The 15,568-nt window shown below is 64.4% G+C and carries 14 protein-coding genes and 1 other RNA gene; 7 read left to right on the top strand and 8 right to left on the bottom strand.

The window, feature by feature from the left end; translation table 11 throughout:
• Window positions 1–50 precede the first annotated feature (50 nt).
• The 5 genes from modC to LB520_RS00515 form a co-directional block, all read right to left on the bottom strand.
• Window positions 51–1,163: a molybdenum ABC transporter ATP-binding protein gene (gene modC / locus LB520_RS00535; protein WP_224636033.1), complete on the bottom strand. Its 1,113-nt coding sequence runs from the start codon at window positions 1,161–1,163 to the stop codon at window positions 51–53.
• Window positions 1,160–1,864: a molybdate ABC transporter permease subunit gene (gene modB, locus LB520_RS00530; protein WP_224636032.1), complete on the bottom strand. Its 705-nt coding sequence runs from the start codon at window positions 1,862–1,864 to the stop codon at window positions 1,160–1,162. Before modB ends, modC begins: the two co-directional genes overlap by 4 nt.
• Before the next feature lie 22 nt (window positions 1,865–1,886).
• Complete coding sequence (gene modA, locus LB520_RS00525; protein ID WP_224636031.1) at window positions 1,887–2,681, bottom strand: molybdate ABC transporter substrate-binding protein; 795 nt, start codon at window positions 2,679–2,681, stop codon at window positions 1,887–1,889.
• 385 nt (window positions 2,682–3,066) lie between these two features.
• Window positions 3,067–3,861 carry a thymidylate synthase gene (locus LB520_RS00520; RefSeq protein WP_224636030.1) on the bottom strand — a complete coding sequence of 265 codons (795 nt, stop codon included), beginning with the start codon at window positions 3,859–3,861 and terminating at the stop codon, window positions 3,067–3,069.
• Between the two features lie 231 nt (window positions 3,862–4,092).
• Window positions 4,093–4,404, bottom strand: a complete 312-nt coding sequence (locus tag LB520_RS00515) for a DUF2853 family protein (protein ID WP_042644091.1) — start codon at window positions 4,402–4,404, stop codon at window positions 4,093–4,095.
• Window positions 4,405–4,570: 166 nt separating this feature from the next.
• Here LB520_RS00515 and ssrA point away from each other — a divergent pair.
• Window positions 4,571–4,931, top strand: a transfer-messenger RNA (tmRNA) gene (gene ssrA / locus LB520_RS00510).
• A 100-nt stretch (window positions 4,932–5,031) separates the two neighbouring features.
• The gene (locus tag LB520_RS00505) at window positions 5,032–5,589 is read left to right on the top strand and encodes an AAA family ATPase (protein ID WP_224636029.1); all 558 of its coding nucleotides are present in this window, start codon (window positions 5,032–5,034) and stop codon (window positions 5,587–5,589) included.
• Window positions 5,590–5,636: 47 nt separating this feature from the next.
• Here LB520_RS00505 and LB520_RS00500 read toward each other — a convergent pair whose 3' ends face one another.
• The gene (locus tag LB520_RS00500; protein ID WP_224522824.1) at window positions 5,637–6,842 is read right to left on the bottom strand and encodes a multidrug effflux MFS transporter; all 1,206 of its coding nucleotides are present in this window, start codon (window positions 6,840–6,842) and stop codon (window positions 5,637–5,639) included.
• 186 nt (window positions 6,843–7,028) lie between these two features.
• On the opposite strand from LB520_RS00500, the gene LB520_RS00495 reads away from it, so the two are divergent.
• The 4 genes from LB520_RS00495 (at window position 7,029) to LB520_RS00480 (ending at window position 8,802) form a co-directional block, all read left to right on the top strand.
• Window positions 7,029–7,712 carry a TetR/AcrR family transcriptional regulator gene (locus tag LB520_RS00495; protein WP_095764764.1) on the top strand — a complete coding sequence of 228 codons (684 nt, stop codon included), beginning with the start codon at window positions 7,029–7,031 and terminating at the stop codon, window positions 7,710–7,712.
• Between the two features lie 116 nt (window positions 7,713–7,828).
• Entirely contained in the window at window positions 7,829–8,359 is a 531-nt protein-coding gene (locus tag LB520_RS00490) for an SspB family protein (protein ID WP_140839804.1), read from the top strand.
• Between the two features lie 9 nt (window positions 8,360–8,368).
• The gene (locus tag LB520_RS00485; RefSeq protein WP_224636028.1) at window positions 8,369–8,566 is read left to right on the top strand and encodes a DUF4169 family protein; all 198 of its coding nucleotides are present in this window, start codon (window positions 8,369–8,371) and stop codon (window positions 8,564–8,566) included.
• A gap of 8 nt (window positions 8,567–8,574) precedes the next feature.
• The gene (locus tag LB520_RS00480) at window positions 8,575–8,802 is read left to right on the top strand and encodes a ribbon-helix-helix domain-containing protein (protein ID WP_112099919.1); all 228 of its coding nucleotides are present in this window, start codon (window positions 8,575–8,577) and stop codon (window positions 8,800–8,802) included.
• Here the strand turns inward: LB520_RS00480 and LB520_RS00475 are convergent.
• Window positions 8,799–10,604 carry a chloride channel protein gene (locus LB520_RS00475; protein WP_224636027.1) on the bottom strand — a complete coding sequence of 602 codons (1,806 nt, stop codon included), beginning with the start codon at window positions 10,602–10,604 and terminating at the stop codon, window positions 8,799–8,801. The two genes, LB520_RS00480 and LB520_RS00475, sit on opposite strands and share 4 nt — an antisense overlap.
• A gap of 170 nt (window positions 10,605–10,774) precedes the next feature.
• Here LB520_RS00475 and LB520_RS00470 point away from each other — a divergent pair, with 170 nt between their 5' ends.
• Window positions 10,775–11,203 carry a MarR family winged helix-turn-helix transcriptional regulator gene (locus tag LB520_RS00470; RefSeq protein ID WP_224636026.1) on the top strand — a complete coding sequence of 143 codons (429 nt, stop codon included), beginning with the start codon at window positions 10,775–10,777 and terminating at the stop codon, window positions 11,201–11,203.
• A gap of 402 nt (window positions 11,204–11,605) precedes the next feature.
• Here the strand turns inward: LB520_RS00470 and LB520_RS00465 are convergent, their stop codons facing one another.
• Window positions 11,606–15,529, bottom strand: coding sequence for an AsmA-like C-terminal region-containing protein (locus LB520_RS00465; protein WP_224636025.1), 3,924 nt, complete (start codon window positions 15,527–15,529; stop codon window positions 11,606–11,608).
• Window positions 15,530–15,568: the final 39 nt, after the last annotated feature.

Genomic DNA, 15,568 nt, shown 5'->3' with positions numbered 1-15,568 from the left:
ATGGGAAGGACGCGCTATTCCAAATATACATAGCGACATGATCGAGATCCTCAAACGCCGACTTCGGCAGGCAGGCCGGCGCCGGTGTTTGCGCGATCGAAGCTCACCGTCTTGATGACCGCGAAGACCTGGCTTCCCAGCTTGAGGCCAAGCGCCTGCCGCGATTGCTCGGTGATCCGCGCGATCACAACCGCGCCATGGCAATCGATGCCGATCTCGACCTCGGGCCCCTCGCCCGGCTTCATGCCGAGGATCGTTCCCGACAGGATATTGAGCGCGCTGAGGCCGGCGGGTTTCTCGGTGGCGACCATCACGTCGCGGGCCCGGATGCGAATGCGCACCGGAGCGCCCGCCGCCCGTTCCAGTTTCGGCACGCGGATTTCGCCGGCCTGCGAGGCAAGCACCGTCATGCCGAAGACCTCGTCGTGACGCAGCACCTTGGTGTCGAGCACCGCACCGCCCTCGCCGCGCTCCTCCGCCGGCAACAGGTCGAGCCGCCGCATGATCGCCTCGGTCGGCCCCGCGGCCGCAACCTTGCCCTGCGAAAGCACCACCACGTCGCTCGCGAGCCGCGCCACCTCGGCGACGGAATGGCTGACATAGACGATCGGGATCTTCGTCTCGTCGCGCAGCCGTTCGATATAGGGCAGGATCTCGGCCTTGCGCGCTTCGTCGAGCGATGCGAGCGGCTCGTCCATCAGAAGCAGTTTCGGGCTGGCAAGCAGCGCGCGGCCGATCGCGACACGCTGCTTTTCGCCGCCCGACAGTTTCGCCGGCCGACGGTCGAGCAGGTGACCGATGCCGAGCAGGTCGACCACCGCATCCATCTTGGCGTAGCGTTCGGACGCCGGCGTGAACCAGCGACCGTAGCGCAGATTGCCGGCGACGCTCATATGCGGGAACAGCCGCGCATCCTGGAACACCATGCCGATGCGCCGCTTGTGCATGGGCACGAAGATCCGCGCGGCGGTGTCGACCAGCACATTGCCGTCGACCGAGATACGCCCCTTGTCCGGACGGATCAGGCCGGCGATCAGGTTGATCAGCGTCGACTTGCCCGAACCCGACGGCCCGAACAGCGCCGTCAGCCGGCCGGCGCACTCGAAACGGACTTCCACGGCGAAATCGCCGAGGCGATGGCTGATGTCGACCGAGAGCGTCATTCGATGTCCATCCGCCGGCCGACGCGCCGCGCCAGCACTTCCGAGGCGATGAGCGCGACCATCGAGATGACGATCGAGATCAGCGTCAGCCTGAGCGCGCCTTCATCGCCACCCGGCACCTGTGTGAAGGTGTAGATCGCCGAGGGCAGCGTCTGCGTTTCGTTGGGGATGTTGGAGACGAAGGTGATGGTGGCGCCGAATTCGCCCATCGCCTTGGCGAAGGAAAGGATCGCGCCTGCGATCAGGCCGGGCAGGATCAGCGGCAGCGTGATGGTGGCGAACACCCAGAGCGGATTGGCGCCAAGCGTGCCGGCCGCCGCTTCGATTCTGCGGTCGACAGCCTCGATCGAGAGCCGGATAGCCCGCACCATCAGCGGAAAGCCCATGACCCCGCAGGCCAGTGCCGCGCCTGTCCAGCGGAACGAGAAGATGATGCCGAAATGCTCGGCAAGGAAGGCGCCGGCCGGGCCGCGCCGGCCGAAGGTGAGCAAGAGCAGATAGCCGGTCACCACCGGCGGCAGGATCAGAGGCAGATGCACTAGCCCGTTGAGCAGCGTCTTGCCCCAGAAACGCCCCCGCGCGAGCAGGAGCGCGATCAGGATGCCCGGCGGCAAGCTGGCGATCATCGCCACCGTCGCCACCTTGATCGACAGCCGCACCGCATTCCATTCGTCGGGAGTGAGGTCCAGCAGCCAGTTCATGATTGTGTTTGCGCGGTCTTTCTCAGTTGCTCGGTGCGAGCACCGTGAAGCCCTGCTCCTTGAACAGGTCGGCGGCCTTGGCCGACTCGACGCACTTTAGGAAGGCCGCCGCATCCTTGTCCTTCGAATCGGCGGTCTGGGCAATCGGATAGATGATCGGCGGATGCGAATCTTCCGGGAAGGTGCCGACGATCTTGACGCCCTTTTCGGCATGCGCGTCGGTGGCATAGACGATGCCCAGAGCCGCCTCGCCCGTCGACACCAGCTTGAGAGCTGCACGCACATTCTCGGCCTGCGCGATCTTGCCCTCGACGGACGACCAGACGCCCAGCGATTCCAGCGCCGCCTTGCCGTATTTGCCGGCCGGCACGGCCTTGAAATCGCCCATGGCAAGCCTGCCGTCGCCGATCAGCCTGGCGAGGTCGAAGCCCTTCTCGACCCTGGTCTCGACCGCGGAATCCTTCGGCGCCACCAGCACGATCTGGTTGCCGAGCAGCTTCACTTCGGTATCAGGCTTGGTCAGCTTCTTGTCGGAGAGATATTTCATCCAGTCGAGGTCGGCCGAGACGAAGATGTCGGCCGGCGCGCCGCCTTCGATCTGCTTGGCGAGCGCCGAGCTCGCCGCGTAGGAAATGGTCGCTGCTTCGCCGACTTCCGGCTCGCAGGCCTTGTTGACCGCGTCGAGCGCTTCTTTGAGGCTGGCCGCGGCAAACACGACGACCTTGTCGTCGGCATGGGCCGCCGGCACCGCCGTCATCAGCATTGCCGCCAGACCGCCAATGGCGATCGTCTTCAACCCGAAACCCTTGCCCGTCATGAAGTCTCTCCCTGGTTTCAAATCCGTGCCGCCAAAGGCCTTGGACCGATATATCCGTATGAACATAACAAGGGAAGGCTTTTCACCTGTCGCGGCATTGTGCGCCGGCGCGATCTCAGCCTACGGTGAATGCAAAACGGAAGGGCGAAGCTCAAGGAGAGACGCATGAAGATCAGCGCCTGCAACACCTCAAGGGTAAGGTGACCGAGATCGGCAACGGAAGCCACCGCTTCGCATGTCAGATCGACATCGGCGGCGACGCGTCAGTCACCGTGTCAATCACCAAGCGGTCGCCGACCTCGCGCTCGAGAAGGGCAAGCAGGGGGCTATGCGGTGATCAAGGCCTCGGACGTCATGGTCGGCATCGACCAGGCCGAAAACTGGCTCATACCGCGATAGGCGCCTTGATATTCGCGTCCGCGAAATAGTTCTCGAGGCGGAAATCCTCGAAGCGGAAGGCGAAGAGGTCCTTCACTTCCGGATTGATCCACATCGTCGGCAGAGCCTTGGGCGTGCGCCGCAGTTGCTCCCGCGCCTGCTCGAAATGGTTCGAATAAAGATGCGCATCGCCCAGCGTGTGAACGAAGTCGCCGGGCTTCAGCCCGGTGACCTGCGCCACCATGAGGGTGAGCAAGGCATAGGAGGCGATGTTGAACGGCACGCCGAGGAAAATATCGCCCGAGCGCTGGTAAAGCTGGCACGAGAGCCGGCCTTCCGAAACATAGAACTGGAACAGGCAGTGGCAGGGCGGCAGCGCCATCGCCTCGACTTCGGCCGGGTTCCAGGCCGATACGATCAGCCGGCGCGAGTTGGGATTCCGGCGTATCTCCTTCAAAAGGCCCGCAATCTGGTCGATCTCGCCGCCACGCCCGTCCGGCCATGAGCGCCATTGCTTGCCGTAGACCGGTCCGAGGTCGCCGTTCTCGTCCGCCCATTCGTCCCAGATGGTAACGCCATTGTCGTTGAGATACTTGATATTGGTATCGCCGGCCAGAAACCACAGAAGCTCGTGGATGATCGACTTCAGATGCAGCTTCTTGGTGGTCGTGACCGGAAAGCCGCGCGAAAGGTCGAAGCGCATCTGGTAGCCGAACACCGAGCGCGTGCCTGTCCCGGTACGGTCGCCACGGTCGATGCCATTCTCCAGCACATGCTTCAACAGGTCGAGATATTGGCGCATCGGCTCTGCCTCGATTCGAGTGACATATAATCATAGCGAATGTGCGCGCCGACGCCACGTCTGTCTGAAATCCTTCCCTACGCGAGGCGGCAGGACCTTTTCAGAATTCGCTCTGGCGAGTCGAATAGCGTGGTTTTCGAGAACCGGAGCGGAGCGTACTTAAAGTACGTGAGCACCGGAAGCGCAGAAAACCGCGCTAGTCGGCCGCCAGAGTAGAATTATCAAAAGGTCCTACAGAGAGCCGAGTTTGCCGAGATCCTTCGCAACCAGATAATAGAAGGTCACGCGGCTCTTGGTGTTGTCGGCCTGCATCGCCTTGCAGGTCTTCTCGATCGAGGCATTCGCCTTTGCGGCATCGGCGATGCCGAGCTTCTTGCCGATCCAGTTCTCCCGCACGCGATCGAGTTCCTTCGGGTCGGTGCAGGACACCAGCGAGGAATCGCGGTTCCTGAGCGCAATGCCCAGATGCTTGACGATCTTATCGACCGCGTCGGCGCTGGCGCCGGCATCATATTTCTTCACATCCGCAAGATAGTCGGCCATCAAACTTCCCCTCGTCGGCGCCACGGATCCGATCGATGAGGCTTGTGGCGCGCCGCGCAACCTGTGCGCTAGGTCAGAGACTCCTCACCGGCAGCGAGATTTGATTGAGTAGGCGCGCAAGTCAACCCTGGCTGCCGTTTGGCACAACCGGTTAAGCGCCGGTTTTGGCCTTTATTTTTCCTTCGCCGCTCCCTATATACGGTTCGTCGGCTTGACCGACTATGGCGATAAACAGGCGATGAAATAAGCCGTTCGGACCCGGGGGCGGTACCCGGCGCCTCCACCAAAAACCGCTCTGGCTGACGGAGCGGCTTTTGCTGGGGGCGAAATAGGATCGACGAAGGTGTAAAGATCGTACTTTTGCCCGGCATTGTACCACCGTTATCGGGCTAAACTTATAGTTGCCAACGACAACTATGCGGAAGCTCGTCTCGCTGCTTAATGCGGCGCGAACGCTTCAAATCAAGCCCTAGGGGTTCGCACTTCTAGGCGGGGTTCGGAGGTACCTGGCAACAGAAACCTCCACCTTCCCCCTCCTTGCTTCTCCCCAATCAACCGAACGGCCAAGGCTCGTCCGGCGCCTGATGCGCGGGCACAGCCTTGCCGCCCATCATCCATGGATAGGCGATGCAAGACGATACCGATCGATTTTTCGTGCTGACCGGCGGCCCCGGCTCCGGCAAGACCACGCTGATCGAGGCGCTGCGGGCCCAAGGCTTCGCGACCGCGCCCGAAGCCGGGCGCGGCATCATCCGCGACCAGATGGCCATCGGCGGCCCTGCCCTTCCCTGGCAGGAGCGCTCGCTCTTTGCCGAGCTGATGCTGTCTTGGGAGCTGCGCTCCTGGCATGCCGCGCATAACGAACCTGGCCGGGTGTTCTTCGACCGCGGCGCGCCCGACATGATCGGCTACCTCAGGCTCTGCGGCCTGCCGGTGCCGGACCACATCACGAGCGCGGCTGAAAAATTCCGCTACGCGCGCCACGTCTTCGTCGCCCCGCCATGGCCGGAGATTTTCACTCAGGACGAGGAGCGCCGGCAAACGCTCGACGAACCCGAGCGCACATTCCGTTCGGTGACGGGCGTGTATGCGGAGCTCGGCTACGATCTGGTGCCGTTGCCTCCCGCTGCGGTCGATGAACGGGTGCGCTTCGTCCTCGATCAAACAGCTTCGCCAGGAACATGAAAAAGGCCGGGATCGACCCGGCCTTTTCTATCTTCTCAACGGCTGTCCTACTCCGCCGGCGCTTCGACCGCTTCGCGCGCGCGGCCGAGCGTCAGCTTGGCCAGAGTGAAGGAGATCACGGCGCACAGCGCGATGCCGGCCACCATCGGCAACGGCGTGCCGTCGAAGAAGATGCCGGCGACGCCCATCGCCAGCGCGCCGATGGCGAAGTGCAGCGTGCCCATCAGCGCCGAGGCCGTGCCGGCGATCTCGCCATGCTCTTCCATCGCCAGCACCGAGGTGGTGGGGATGACGAGGCCGAGGAAACCGTAGCCGACAAAAAGCAGCGCGGCCATCACGTCGAGCCGGTCGACGCCGGAGGCCATGATCGCGAACAGCGCCACCATCACCGTGGCATAGCCGGTGACCGCCACCCAGACGACGCGCTTCAACCCGAAGCGGTCAGCCAGCAACCCGGTCAGCTGCGACATGCCGATGAAGGCGACCGCGTTGATCGAGAAGAAGACGCTGTAGACCGACGGCGACAGGCCGTAATGGTCGATCAGGATGAAGGACGAGCTCGACAGATAGACGAAGAAGCTCGCAATGCCGAAGCCCGCAATCGCCACGAGGCCAAGGAAGTTGCGGTCGCCCATCAGGTAGCGGTAGCCGGCAAGCGCCGTGCCGAAGGATGAGCCGGCGCGCTCTTCGACGGGCCGCGTCTCCTTGAGCGAGGTGGCAAGCAGGATGGTGGCCAAAGCGGCCGCGCCCGTCACCGTCCAGAACACGGCGCGCCAGCCGAAGCTCTCGATGATCTGGCTGCCGGTCAGCGGCGCCAGGATCGGCGACACCGAGAACACCAGCATCAAGAGCGACATCAGCTTGGCGGCCTCGTTGCCGGTGTGCAGGTCGCGCACGATGGCGCGCGGCACCGCCATGCCGGCGCTGGCGCCGAGACCTTGCAGAAAGCGGAAGGCGATCAGCCACTCGATGCTCGGCGCCATCGCCGAGCCGACGCCGCCGACCATGAACAGCGCGAGGCCAGCGTAAAGCGGCGCCTTGCGGCCGACCATGTCGGAGATCGGGCCGACGACGATCTGCCCAAAACCCATCGACAGGAAGAAGATCAGAAGGCTCATCTGCACAGCGGCGGTGCCGGCATGCAGGTCCTGGCCGATCGAAGGCAGCGCGGGAAGATACATATCGATCGCAAATGGGCCGATCGCGGACAACAAGCCGAGCACGACCGCGATGCGGAGGAATTTGGGACTCATGATAAGGCTCTTTCGGATCTGGTTGCCGCCGCAAAATGCCGGCGTCTGAACCCAGGACGTTCCATCCCGCGGAAATCCTACGTCCAAGGGCGAATTTCTTCGCCCCTTCCGCGCGGGCTTCCTTTATTGTGTCCACAAATTTAGACAGGCTTGTCCATTCGTCAATCACCGCTATATAGATTTTTCATGAAGCACGGCGTTTCTCCTGACACTTTCCCGCCACGCAGCCACGAGGCCAAGCGCGTGTCGGTGGTTGACGCCGCCGCTTCCGTTTTCTGCCGCGAAGGCTATGCCGGCGCCAATATCGACCTGATCGCGGCCGAGGCCGGTGTTTCACGGCAGACCGTCTACAACCACCATGGCGACAAGGAAAAGCTGTTCGTCGCGGTCGTACGCGACCTGACGGAGCGCTGCAATGCCGGCATCTTCGCCACCATCGCCAGCTTTCCCGATCAGCCCACGGACCTGGAAGCCGACCTGATCGCCTTCGCCGTGCGCATGAATCGCAACTGCATCTGCAACCGCGACGGCCGTTTCCTGCGCAAGCTGATCCAGGCCGAAGGCGAGCGTTATCCGGAACTGTTTGCCGAATGGCGCGAGCAAGGCCCGGGCCGTACCTGGTCGGCGCTTGCCGCGCGCTTTGCCCGGCTTGCCTTCGCCGGCCACCTGTCGATCGGCGACCCCGACGTCGCGGCGCGTCAGTTCTTCGCCCTCGTCAACGCCGAGCTTCAGATCACTTTCATGCTGGGCGGCGTGCCCACCGAGGAAGAGGTGCTGCGCTCGGCCACGAACGGCGTGCGGACCTTTCTCGGCGCCTTCGCCAGAAGGAAATCGCCAGCCGCCAAGCAGGCTGCGCTCGCTCACGCCTGAGCCATCAAATCGCCGGCACCCCTCTTGGCCTCACGGCTTTGCGCCTATATGCGGTTTACGCCGCGCTCAAGCTTGATTACAGCTATGCGGACGATTCAACGGAACCCGACCATCAGATGGCCGACGACCACATCCGCTACGACATTCTGGCCCAGGAGGCTCTGCGCGGTGTCATGCGCAAGGTCCTGGCCGAGGTCGCGCGCACCGGCCTCCCGGGAAATCATCATTTCTTCATCACCTTCCTGACCGGCGCGCCGGGCGTGCGCATTTCGTCCAGGCTGCGCGAGCGCTATCCGGAGCAGATGACCATCGTCATCCAGTTCCAGTACTGGGACCTCAAGGTGACGGATGCCGGCTTCGAGGTCGGGCTTTCCTTCTCCGACGTGCCGGAAAAGCTCGAAATCCCCTTCTCCGCCGTGCGCGGCTTCTACGATCCGTCGGTCAATTTCGAGCTCGAATTCGACGTCAAGACGGAAAGCGCCGAAGACGAGGCCGCGGCTCCGGCCCCCGAACCGGTCGCCGTCGTTCCCGAGAAGAAGGCGGAAACCAAGAAGAAGGCCGCCGAGGCCGAAAAGAAGCAGGCGGTCGCCGAGACCGGCGCCAAGGGCGCCGACGTCGTTTCGCTCGACGCCTTCCGCAAGAAGTAGCCCGGCGCCATGGGCGAGGTCATCAATCTCCGCCAGGCCCGCAAGCAGAAAGCGCGCACCGAGAAGGAACGCCGAGCCGGCGAGAACCGGGCGCTGAACGGCCGCTCGAAGACAGAGCGCGAGCGTGACAGGCTGACATCGCAGAAGGCCGAGAAATTCGTAGCCGGCCATCGCCGGGAAAAACCCGGCGACCCTGGCGAGCGCTGAGTCCTGCAATGGCAGCGGTCGAGAAACGTTCGGTAACGATCCGCGGTCACCGCACCAGCTTTTCCCTGGAACAGCCCTTCTATGACGACCTCATCGCCATCGCCGCCGAGCGCTCGCTGTCGCTCGCGGCCTTGGTCGCGGAGATCGACGAGACTCGGACCCGCGACGCGAACCTGTCATCCGCGCTGAGGCTCTACGTGCTGGCCTGGGCAAAACGCGGCGGCGCCACGTCCTAGACCGCGCTATCGCTGATGCTTTGTTGCGTCTTGCGCTTTGCGCCGAAGCTCAGCAATGCCGTGCGGTCGCGCTCCTCCGCCTGCTTTTTCGACCTTACCCGCATCATATCTTTCCAGCCGATATAGCCGACGAGCCGTTCATCCTCGCGTGAGACGACCGGCAGATGCGAGACATTGGCGAGCAAAAGCTTGTCGGAAAGCGCTTCGAGATATTCGTCCGGATAGGCCAGCGTGATCTTGTTGCCGGCCAGCAATTCGCCCAGCGTCGCCTTGCGGTGCTTGCCGTTACGGCGCCAGCGCAGGATCGCCGGCGGATCGATGACGCCGAGCACATGCCCCGCTTCATCGATGACCGGGAAGCTCGGATGCCGCGTGTCCGGAGCGGTCAGGAAGGCTGCCGCGCCATGTAGCGTCATCGTTCCCGGCACGCTCTCGACCTTGGTGGTCATCACTTCCTTGACCCTGGTCAGGGCGAAAGGATCGACGCGGTATTCTCGCACGAGGTGATGCCCGCGCCGCGCCACTTTCTCGGTCAGGATCGAGCGCTTCATCAACAGCACGGTGACCGCATGCGCGGTGGCGCAAGCGGCAATCAGCGGCACCAGCACATGCGTGTTGCCGGTAAGCTCGGTGGCAAAGAAGGTCGCGGTCAGCGGCGCGCGCATGGTGCCGCCCATCGTCGCCGCCATCGCCAGCAGCGGCCAGAAGCCGGGGCTTGCCTCGGGCAGGATACCCGAAAGCACCGCGCCCATCGCGCCGCCCATGATGAGCAGTGGCGCCAGCACGCCTCCCGAGGTCCCAGACCCCAGCGCAACCGACCAGATGACGGCCTTCACCACCAGCAGCAGCAGCGCGGCGGTGGCGACGGTGCGGCCGTCGAGCATGTTGGCGATGTTGTCGTAGCCGACGCCAAGCGCGTGCGGTTCGATAAGTCCGCCGATGCCGACCACCAGGCCGCCGATCATCGGCCACCACATCCAGTGTATCGGCAGCTTCAGGAAGGCGTCCTCGCAGGCATAGACCAATTGCGTCAGCAGTCCTGAAAGAAGTCCGGCGGCAATGCCGATCAGCACCCAGCCGCCCAGCCCGGCGATCGATGAATCCATGCTGCCCGAGAACGGAAAGATCGGGCTCGGCAGGTGAAGCAGGCTGCGCTCGACTTCCGCGACGATTGCCGCGACGGCGACGGGGATGAAGCTGCGCGGCGTCCATTCGAACAGGAGCAGTTCGACGGCAAGCATGATAGCGGCGATCGGCGTGCCGAACACCGTCGTCATGCCGGCCGCTGCACCCGCCACCAGCAGCGTCTTGCGCTCATTGTCGCTGACCGGCAGCATCTGCGCGATCAGCGAGCCGATGGCGCCGCCGGTCATGATGATCGGGCCTTCGGCGCCGAATGGTCCGCCCGAGCCGATCGAGATCGCCGACGATAGCGGCTTCAGCACCGCGACCTTGGCGTCGAGCCGCGAGCGTCCGAGCAGGATTGCCTCGATGGCTTCGGGAATGCCGTGGCCGCGGATCTTCTCGCTGCCGAAGCGCGCCATCAGGCCGATGATCAGCGCGCCGATCACCGGCACGATCACCGCGGCGAGCCCGAGCGGCGTGTCCTCGAGCCTTAGTTCGGCCAGCGAGAACTGGCCGAAATAGGCGATGTTGGTGGCAAGACGGATGAGCTGCAGGAGCACGATGCCGGCAAAAAGCCCGGCGGTCGCCACCACTACGGCGATGGCTGCAATAATCAGCACGCGCGGATCGGTCGTGAAGTCGCGAAGATGGCCGTTGCCGGCACGAGCGGATTTCATTTTGGGAGCCTGAACTTTCTGACGGCACGTAGACCGCCCGATTTTAGGTGGCTTCATATCGTAACACGATATAAATCTGCAAGGCTGTTTTCAATCGCTGCGCCGCGTCATTTTGGACGGGGATTGCGACCGCCAGTTGAGCTTTTGCACGAAAAGACCATAAGTCGGGAATGACGCCGCCGAAACAACGCCCCTCCATCAGCCAGGCCGACTACCAGCGGCTGTCGCAGTTCCGTTATCTGATCCGCCGCTTTCTCGAATTCAGCCAGGTCCAGGCCAACGAGGCGGGCCTCACGCCGCGCCAGCACCAGGCGCTGCTAGCGATCAAAGGATTTCCAGGCGGCGGACCGGTGGCGGTGGGCGACCTTGCCGAGCGGCTGCGCATTCGCCACCACAGCGCGGTGGAACTGGTGAACCGCCTCGCCGAGGCCGGCCTGGTCATACGCGATCAGGACAAGAGCGATCACCGGCGCGTGCTGCTGCAGCTCACCCCTTTGGCCGACGATCGCCTGGCCGACTTGTCGGCCGCGCATCTCGACGAGCTTTCGCGCATCGAGCCGATGCTGCGGCGCCTGCTCTCGCGCCAGGAAGAGTCCTAGGCGTGATAATATTCAACCGGTGCCCTGACATAGGGTGCAAGATTTTCCATTCATTTCCGTGAAATCTGCGCAAACGCAGGGGATTGTCGAAGCTGCCCCAACCTCGTCATTCTATGGCGGAGCAAGGAGCGAAGCGACGCAGCGCAGACCATAGAATCCATTCCGTGACTTCGAAGCGCCGCCACGGTGCGGAATTCTGCTCCGTTGCACGCCTTGGCGAAGGTAACGGCATGGATTCCAGGGTCTCCGCGACGCCGCTTCGCGGCTGCTCCGCCCTGGAATGACGACCGCGATGGGCGTTTCGGCCAATCTCCAAGGCATGCGACCTGCCAACGCAAACAGAGCCGACCGGCCAAATCCCGGTGCTGGGAAACTAGCCCCGCTCCGCGCGCTGCGAAAAGCTCAGCCGCCGTCGAGCGATTTCAACAGATTGTCGATAGTGAACGGGTTGGACTTCGGCTTTGCCGGCGCCGGCGCCGAACCGTCATTGACACCGGGCAGCGACCGATCGGTCTTCGGCTCGGCCGCCTTGCGCTCCGCCTCCAGCTTCTCCTGCTCCGCCTTCTTGCGATCGGCTTCGGCCTGCGCCTTGGCCGCCTCATCCACGGCCCGCTGCTCGGTCTCGGCCTTCGCCTGTGCGTCGGCCTTCGCCTTGGCGTCGGCTTCGGCCTGAGCCCTGGCGTCGGCTTCCGCCTTGGCCCTGGCCTCTTCATCCGCCTTGGCTTTTGCCTCGGCCTCCGCTTGTGCCTGCGCTTCAGCCTCGGCTTTTGCCTTGGCTTCCGCCTCGGCCTTCTGCCGCGCCTCTTCCTCTTGCCGGCGCAACTCCTCGGCCGCCCTGTCGCGCTCCGTTTGCAGCGCCGCGTAATAGCGTACCTCGCGCCGCAGGCGCTGCTTCTCCAACAGCGCCGCCTGCATCGCCTCGACCCGCTGCTGCTCCTTCTCCAGAGCGCGCTGCGTCAGGAACTGTGCTAGAGGGCCGCTGTCGAATTGGGGCGCGGTCGCCCCAAGCGGGCCGGCCAGGCTGAAATTGACGGCCGGCTCGGAACCGACCAGTGCCTCCTCGCCGGGACGATAGGTCAGCGTCCCCTTTGCCGTGACGGTGCTTGTGTTGAGATCGGCGGTCACGTCGGCGGACAAGGTCGCGCCGGGATTATCGAGGCTGACCGGCGGCACGCGCAGTGTCCCATTGGCGATGGTGAAGGCCACATCGGTGTCACCAGCGGCGAAGCTGCCTTCGCCTGCGATCTGCGGCGCGAACTCCGCGGTCTTGGCCGTGTCGATATCGCGTCCGATCGCATCGGCCTTGGCGATTATGGCGCCGAAGCCGTCCGGATTGATGCCGTCCACCTTCAATCCCTTCAGCGCCGCGGTGCCGGACCCGGACAGGGCCGCAATCATGGCATCGACGGATTTGCCGCTGGTCGACAACGCCGCCGAAAGATCGCCCCTGCCGCCGATGCCGGCGCCTGGCAGGACTGCGGAAAGATCGCTGCCGGCAAGCCTCATTTGGCCGGAGAACAGGCCGGTGCCCTCCGTGTTCTTCAGGTCGAACAGGCCGGTCAAATCGCCGCCGTAAAGCTTCGCCTTGAGGTCCGAGACGTGGATGCCTTCGCGATCGAGCTTCAGCGAGAATGAAGCGTCATGCGCCGTGGCGAAGGACCCGACGGCGAGCGCCGATGTGTTGAGATCGAGGTCTGCGTTAAGCGGCAAGGTCGACTTCTGGCTGAACGGCGTCGTCGGCCAGCCGCCCTTGGCGGGCGCGAAGGACTGGTCGCCGAACAGCGAGACCGCCAGCGGATCGAGGTCGAGTTCGTCGAGCGCCAGCGCTCCCGCAAGATGCGGCAGCCCGTCCTTGGCGTCGATGTTGACGTCGCCGGACACCGCCGCCTTGTTGATCGAACCGGTGAGGCCGCTCAGCACCAGCAGCCCATTGCCGAAATCGGCATCGGCCGCCAGCGACGTCGATGTTCCCGTTCCCATGCCGGGCAAGCCTACCCCCGTCGTCATCAGCCACGGCTCGATATCGGCGGCACTAAGATTGACCTTGCCTTTTGCAGTGGGGCCTTGCGCCGTCTCGGCGACGGTTCCGTCGAAGCTTGCCCTGAAGTCGTCGGCCGTCAGGTTGAAGCTGGTCGCGAGACCGCCGGCGACCGAGCCCTTCGCCGAGACCTCGGTGTTGGCATGGCCGAGCATCCCGAGCGGCAGCGCCGGCAGGCCGTAAAGCGCAAGCAGCGTGGCGGCATTGTCGTTGCGGGCGTTGAAGGTGATCGATACCGGCGCCTCGGAGAGCTTGTCCGCGGTTCCCTTGCCGGAAAGCGAAGCCGAAAAGGCCGAACCGCCGGCCTTGCCTTGGGCCGAGAGCGCCAGGCCCGTGGTGCCGTCGCCATTGTCGGCGGCGCTGGTCAAGAGATCGATGCGCGCGTCCTGGAACAGTTCGGGATAGGCCGCCGCACGGCTGGCCAGGCCTTTGAGCATGGGATTGTCGGGATAATGCTGGGCCGCGACGTCGATCAGCGGCTTGAGATCCACCGCCACCACGGAAGCGTTGAGCTTGCCGGTCGGGCTCTGCGGGAAATCCTTGATCCGGCCCGTGGCGCTGATCGAGGCGCCGGCCAGGCCGCCGATCGAGAGCCGGTCGATCTCGAGCAGGCCCTCGCGCAGCCGCAGCGCCGTGTCGACACTATCGGCGCTGAACCCGCCGGCGCTGACCGGACCCGCCTTGATCTGGAAATCGAGATCGCGATCCGAAAAGCGGTTGGCGCCCTTGTCGCTGATGAAGATCGAGGCGAAGGCCGCGAGCCCGTCCAGATCCATCTCGCCGCCCGTCAGCCGCATCAGCACCGATGGCCTGGCGCCGTCCGGCTGGCTGGAATCGATGCTGCCCGAAAATTTCGCCTTGCCGAGGATGAGTTCGAGATCGCTGAACGACTGCCGGTTCTCGCTGAGATCGACCTTGGCCTTGAAGCCTGCCGCCGGCAGCCGGCGGATCGCCTCGTCGACATCCTTCGACAGCCAGGCGGCAAAGCCGGAAGGCTGTCCGACGGCCAGCAGCAACGAGCCGGTGAAGCCGAAATGATCTTCGACGCTCAACATGCCGTCGGCTTCGAGCGTTGTGCGGCCCGGTAGCGTCGCGGCAAGCGACTTGACCGACCAGCCCCCTTCGGCCGGCTCGGCCGACAGCCGCACGTCGCGCACCGTCGTGTCGCCCGCCACCACAGCCGGCAGCCTGACCTCGACCTTGCCCGGTATGGTCGGCTTCGGCATGTGCTGCAGCGTCCGCTCGAACGCCGCAATGCGCTGGTCGAGCGTGAAGCCGGCGCCGGTGGCCCCGCCGACGGCCTCGTCGAACTGCACCTGCGCCCCGCTGGCCTCGACCGAGAAATGGGGCTTCAGGCCGAGATCGACCGATGCCTTGCCGTCGGCGGTATAGGGATTGTCGAGCGGCCCGGTCTCGAAGCGGAACTCATCGACATCGAGCTTCTGGTGGTCGAGCGCGAACTTGCCGTTCAGCCGGAAGCCCGGGTCGGGTTTGCCGGTGCTGACCTTGACCGGCTCGCCCTCGTTGCCGCGCAGCTCGGCCGAATTCCTGTCGTCACCCGAAATCTTGAACTGGCCGGAATAGACCGCGGCGCCCTTGACGATGCCGGCATTGCCGTCTGCTTCGATGATCAGCGGATAGGCATCGGGATCCGCTTTCAGCCGGAGCCGCATCTGGCCGTCCGGCTCCACCTTGCCGGTGGAAGCCGAGACGTCGGCCCGCAGGCCGTCGAAGCGCAGCGTTCCGTCCATCCGCCACGGGCCGGTGAGCGCCTTGGCCGAAATCGTCGAGTTGATCTCCGAGATCAGGTGGCTGCGCCCGCCGGCGGCATGGCGCAGTTCGATTTGCCCTTCGCTCACCGACAGCTTCTCGATCGCGATCTGGCCCGGATCGAAGGGAGCCGAGGGCCGGAGCGTCCAGTCGACGGTGCCGTCACCGGCGATATTGATGACGGCTTTCGGGTGCACCAGCCGCATGTCGAAGATCAGCACCTCGCCGCGCAGGAACGGCGCGAGCTCCGCATCCATGGAGAAGGTCTCGACCGTCATCGCCGGCTGGCCTTCCGGCCCGCCCGCGACCTCGACATTCGAGAAGGTCACCGACGGAAACGGCAACAGCCGCGCTGTCGCGTCGCCCTTCACAGTCACCTTGCGGCCGAGGACGGCGCTCGCCTCCCGCTCGAAATCGCCCCGGTAACCCGTCCAGTCGATGAAATACGGCACCACCAGCGCCGCGCACAGCACCAGCACGAACAGGCCACCGAAGATCACGAACAGGCGGGCGAGCATCTGTTTCCCGGGTTGAAAGTCAGCCGCACTCTACCCGCA

Origin of the sequence: Mesorhizobium sp. CA12 (assembly GCF_020165255.1) — a bacterium.
Lineage (GTDB): Bacteria > Pseudomonadota > Alphaproteobacteria > Rhizobiales > Rhizobiaceae > Mesorhizobium.
Note: the sequence above shows the minus strand (reverse complement) of the source record. Positions and strands in the feature narration are given on the sequence as shown.

What these genes read in the sequence shown, in the direction of transcription:
- LB520_RS00520 (WP_224636030.1), bottom strand. Translation starts at nt 3,861, where the DNA reads ATGCGCCAATATCTCGACCTGTTGAAGCATGTGCTGGAGAATGGCATC.
- LB520_RS00485 (WP_224636028.1), top strand. Translation starts at nt 8,369, where the DNA reads ATGGGCGAGGTCATCAATCTCCGCCAGGCCCGCAAGCAGAAAGCGCGC.
- LB520_RS00470 (WP_224636026.1), top strand. Translation starts at nt 10,775, where the DNA reads ATGACGCCGCCGAAACAACGCCCCTCCATCAGCCAGGCCGACTACCAG.
- LB520_RS00505 (WP_224636029.1), top strand. Translation starts at nt 5,032, where the DNA reads ATGCAAGACGATACCGATCGATTTTTCGTGCTGACCGGCGGCCCCGGC.
- LB520_RS00490 (WP_140839804.1), top strand. Translation starts at nt 7,829, where the DNA reads ATGGCCGACGACCACATCCGCTACGACATTCTGGCCCAGGAGGCTCTG.
- LB520_RS00495 (WP_095764764.1), top strand. Translation starts at nt 7,029, where the DNA reads ATGAAGCACGGCGTTTCTCCTGACACTTTCCCGCCACGCAGCCACGAG.
- LB520_RS00480 (WP_112099919.1), top strand. Translation starts at nt 8,575, where the DNA reads ATGGCAGCGGTCGAGAAACGTTCGGTAACGATCCGCGGTCACCGCACC.
- modA (WP_224636031.1), bottom strand. Translation starts at nt 2,681, where the DNA reads ATGACGGGCAAGGGTTTCGGGTTGAAGACGATCGCCATTGGCGGTCTG.
- modB (WP_224636032.1), bottom strand. Translation starts at nt 1,864, where the DNA reads ATGAACTGGCTGCTGGACCTCACTCCCGACGAATGGAATGCGGTGCGG.
- LB520_RS00475 (WP_224636027.1), bottom strand. Translation starts at nt 10,604, where the DNA reads ATGAAATCCGCTCGTGCCGGCAACGGCCATCTTCGCGACTTCACGACC.
- LB520_RS00515 (WP_042644091.1), bottom strand. Translation starts at nt 4,404, where the DNA reads ATGGCCGACTATCTTGCGGATGTGAAGAAATATGATGCCGGCGCCAGC.
- LB520_RS00465 (WP_224636025.1), bottom strand. Translation starts at nt 15,529, where the DNA reads ATGCTCGCCCGCCTGTTCGTGATCTTCGGTGGCCTGTTCGTGCTGGTG.
- LB520_RS00500 (WP_224522824.1), bottom strand. Translation starts at nt 6,842, where the DNA reads ATGAGTCCCAAATTCCTCCGCATCGCGGTCGTGCTCGGCTTGTTGTCC.
- modC (WP_224636033.1), bottom strand. Translation starts at nt 1,163, where the DNA reads ATGACGCTCTCGGTCGACATCAGCCATCGCCTCGGCGATTTCGCCGTG.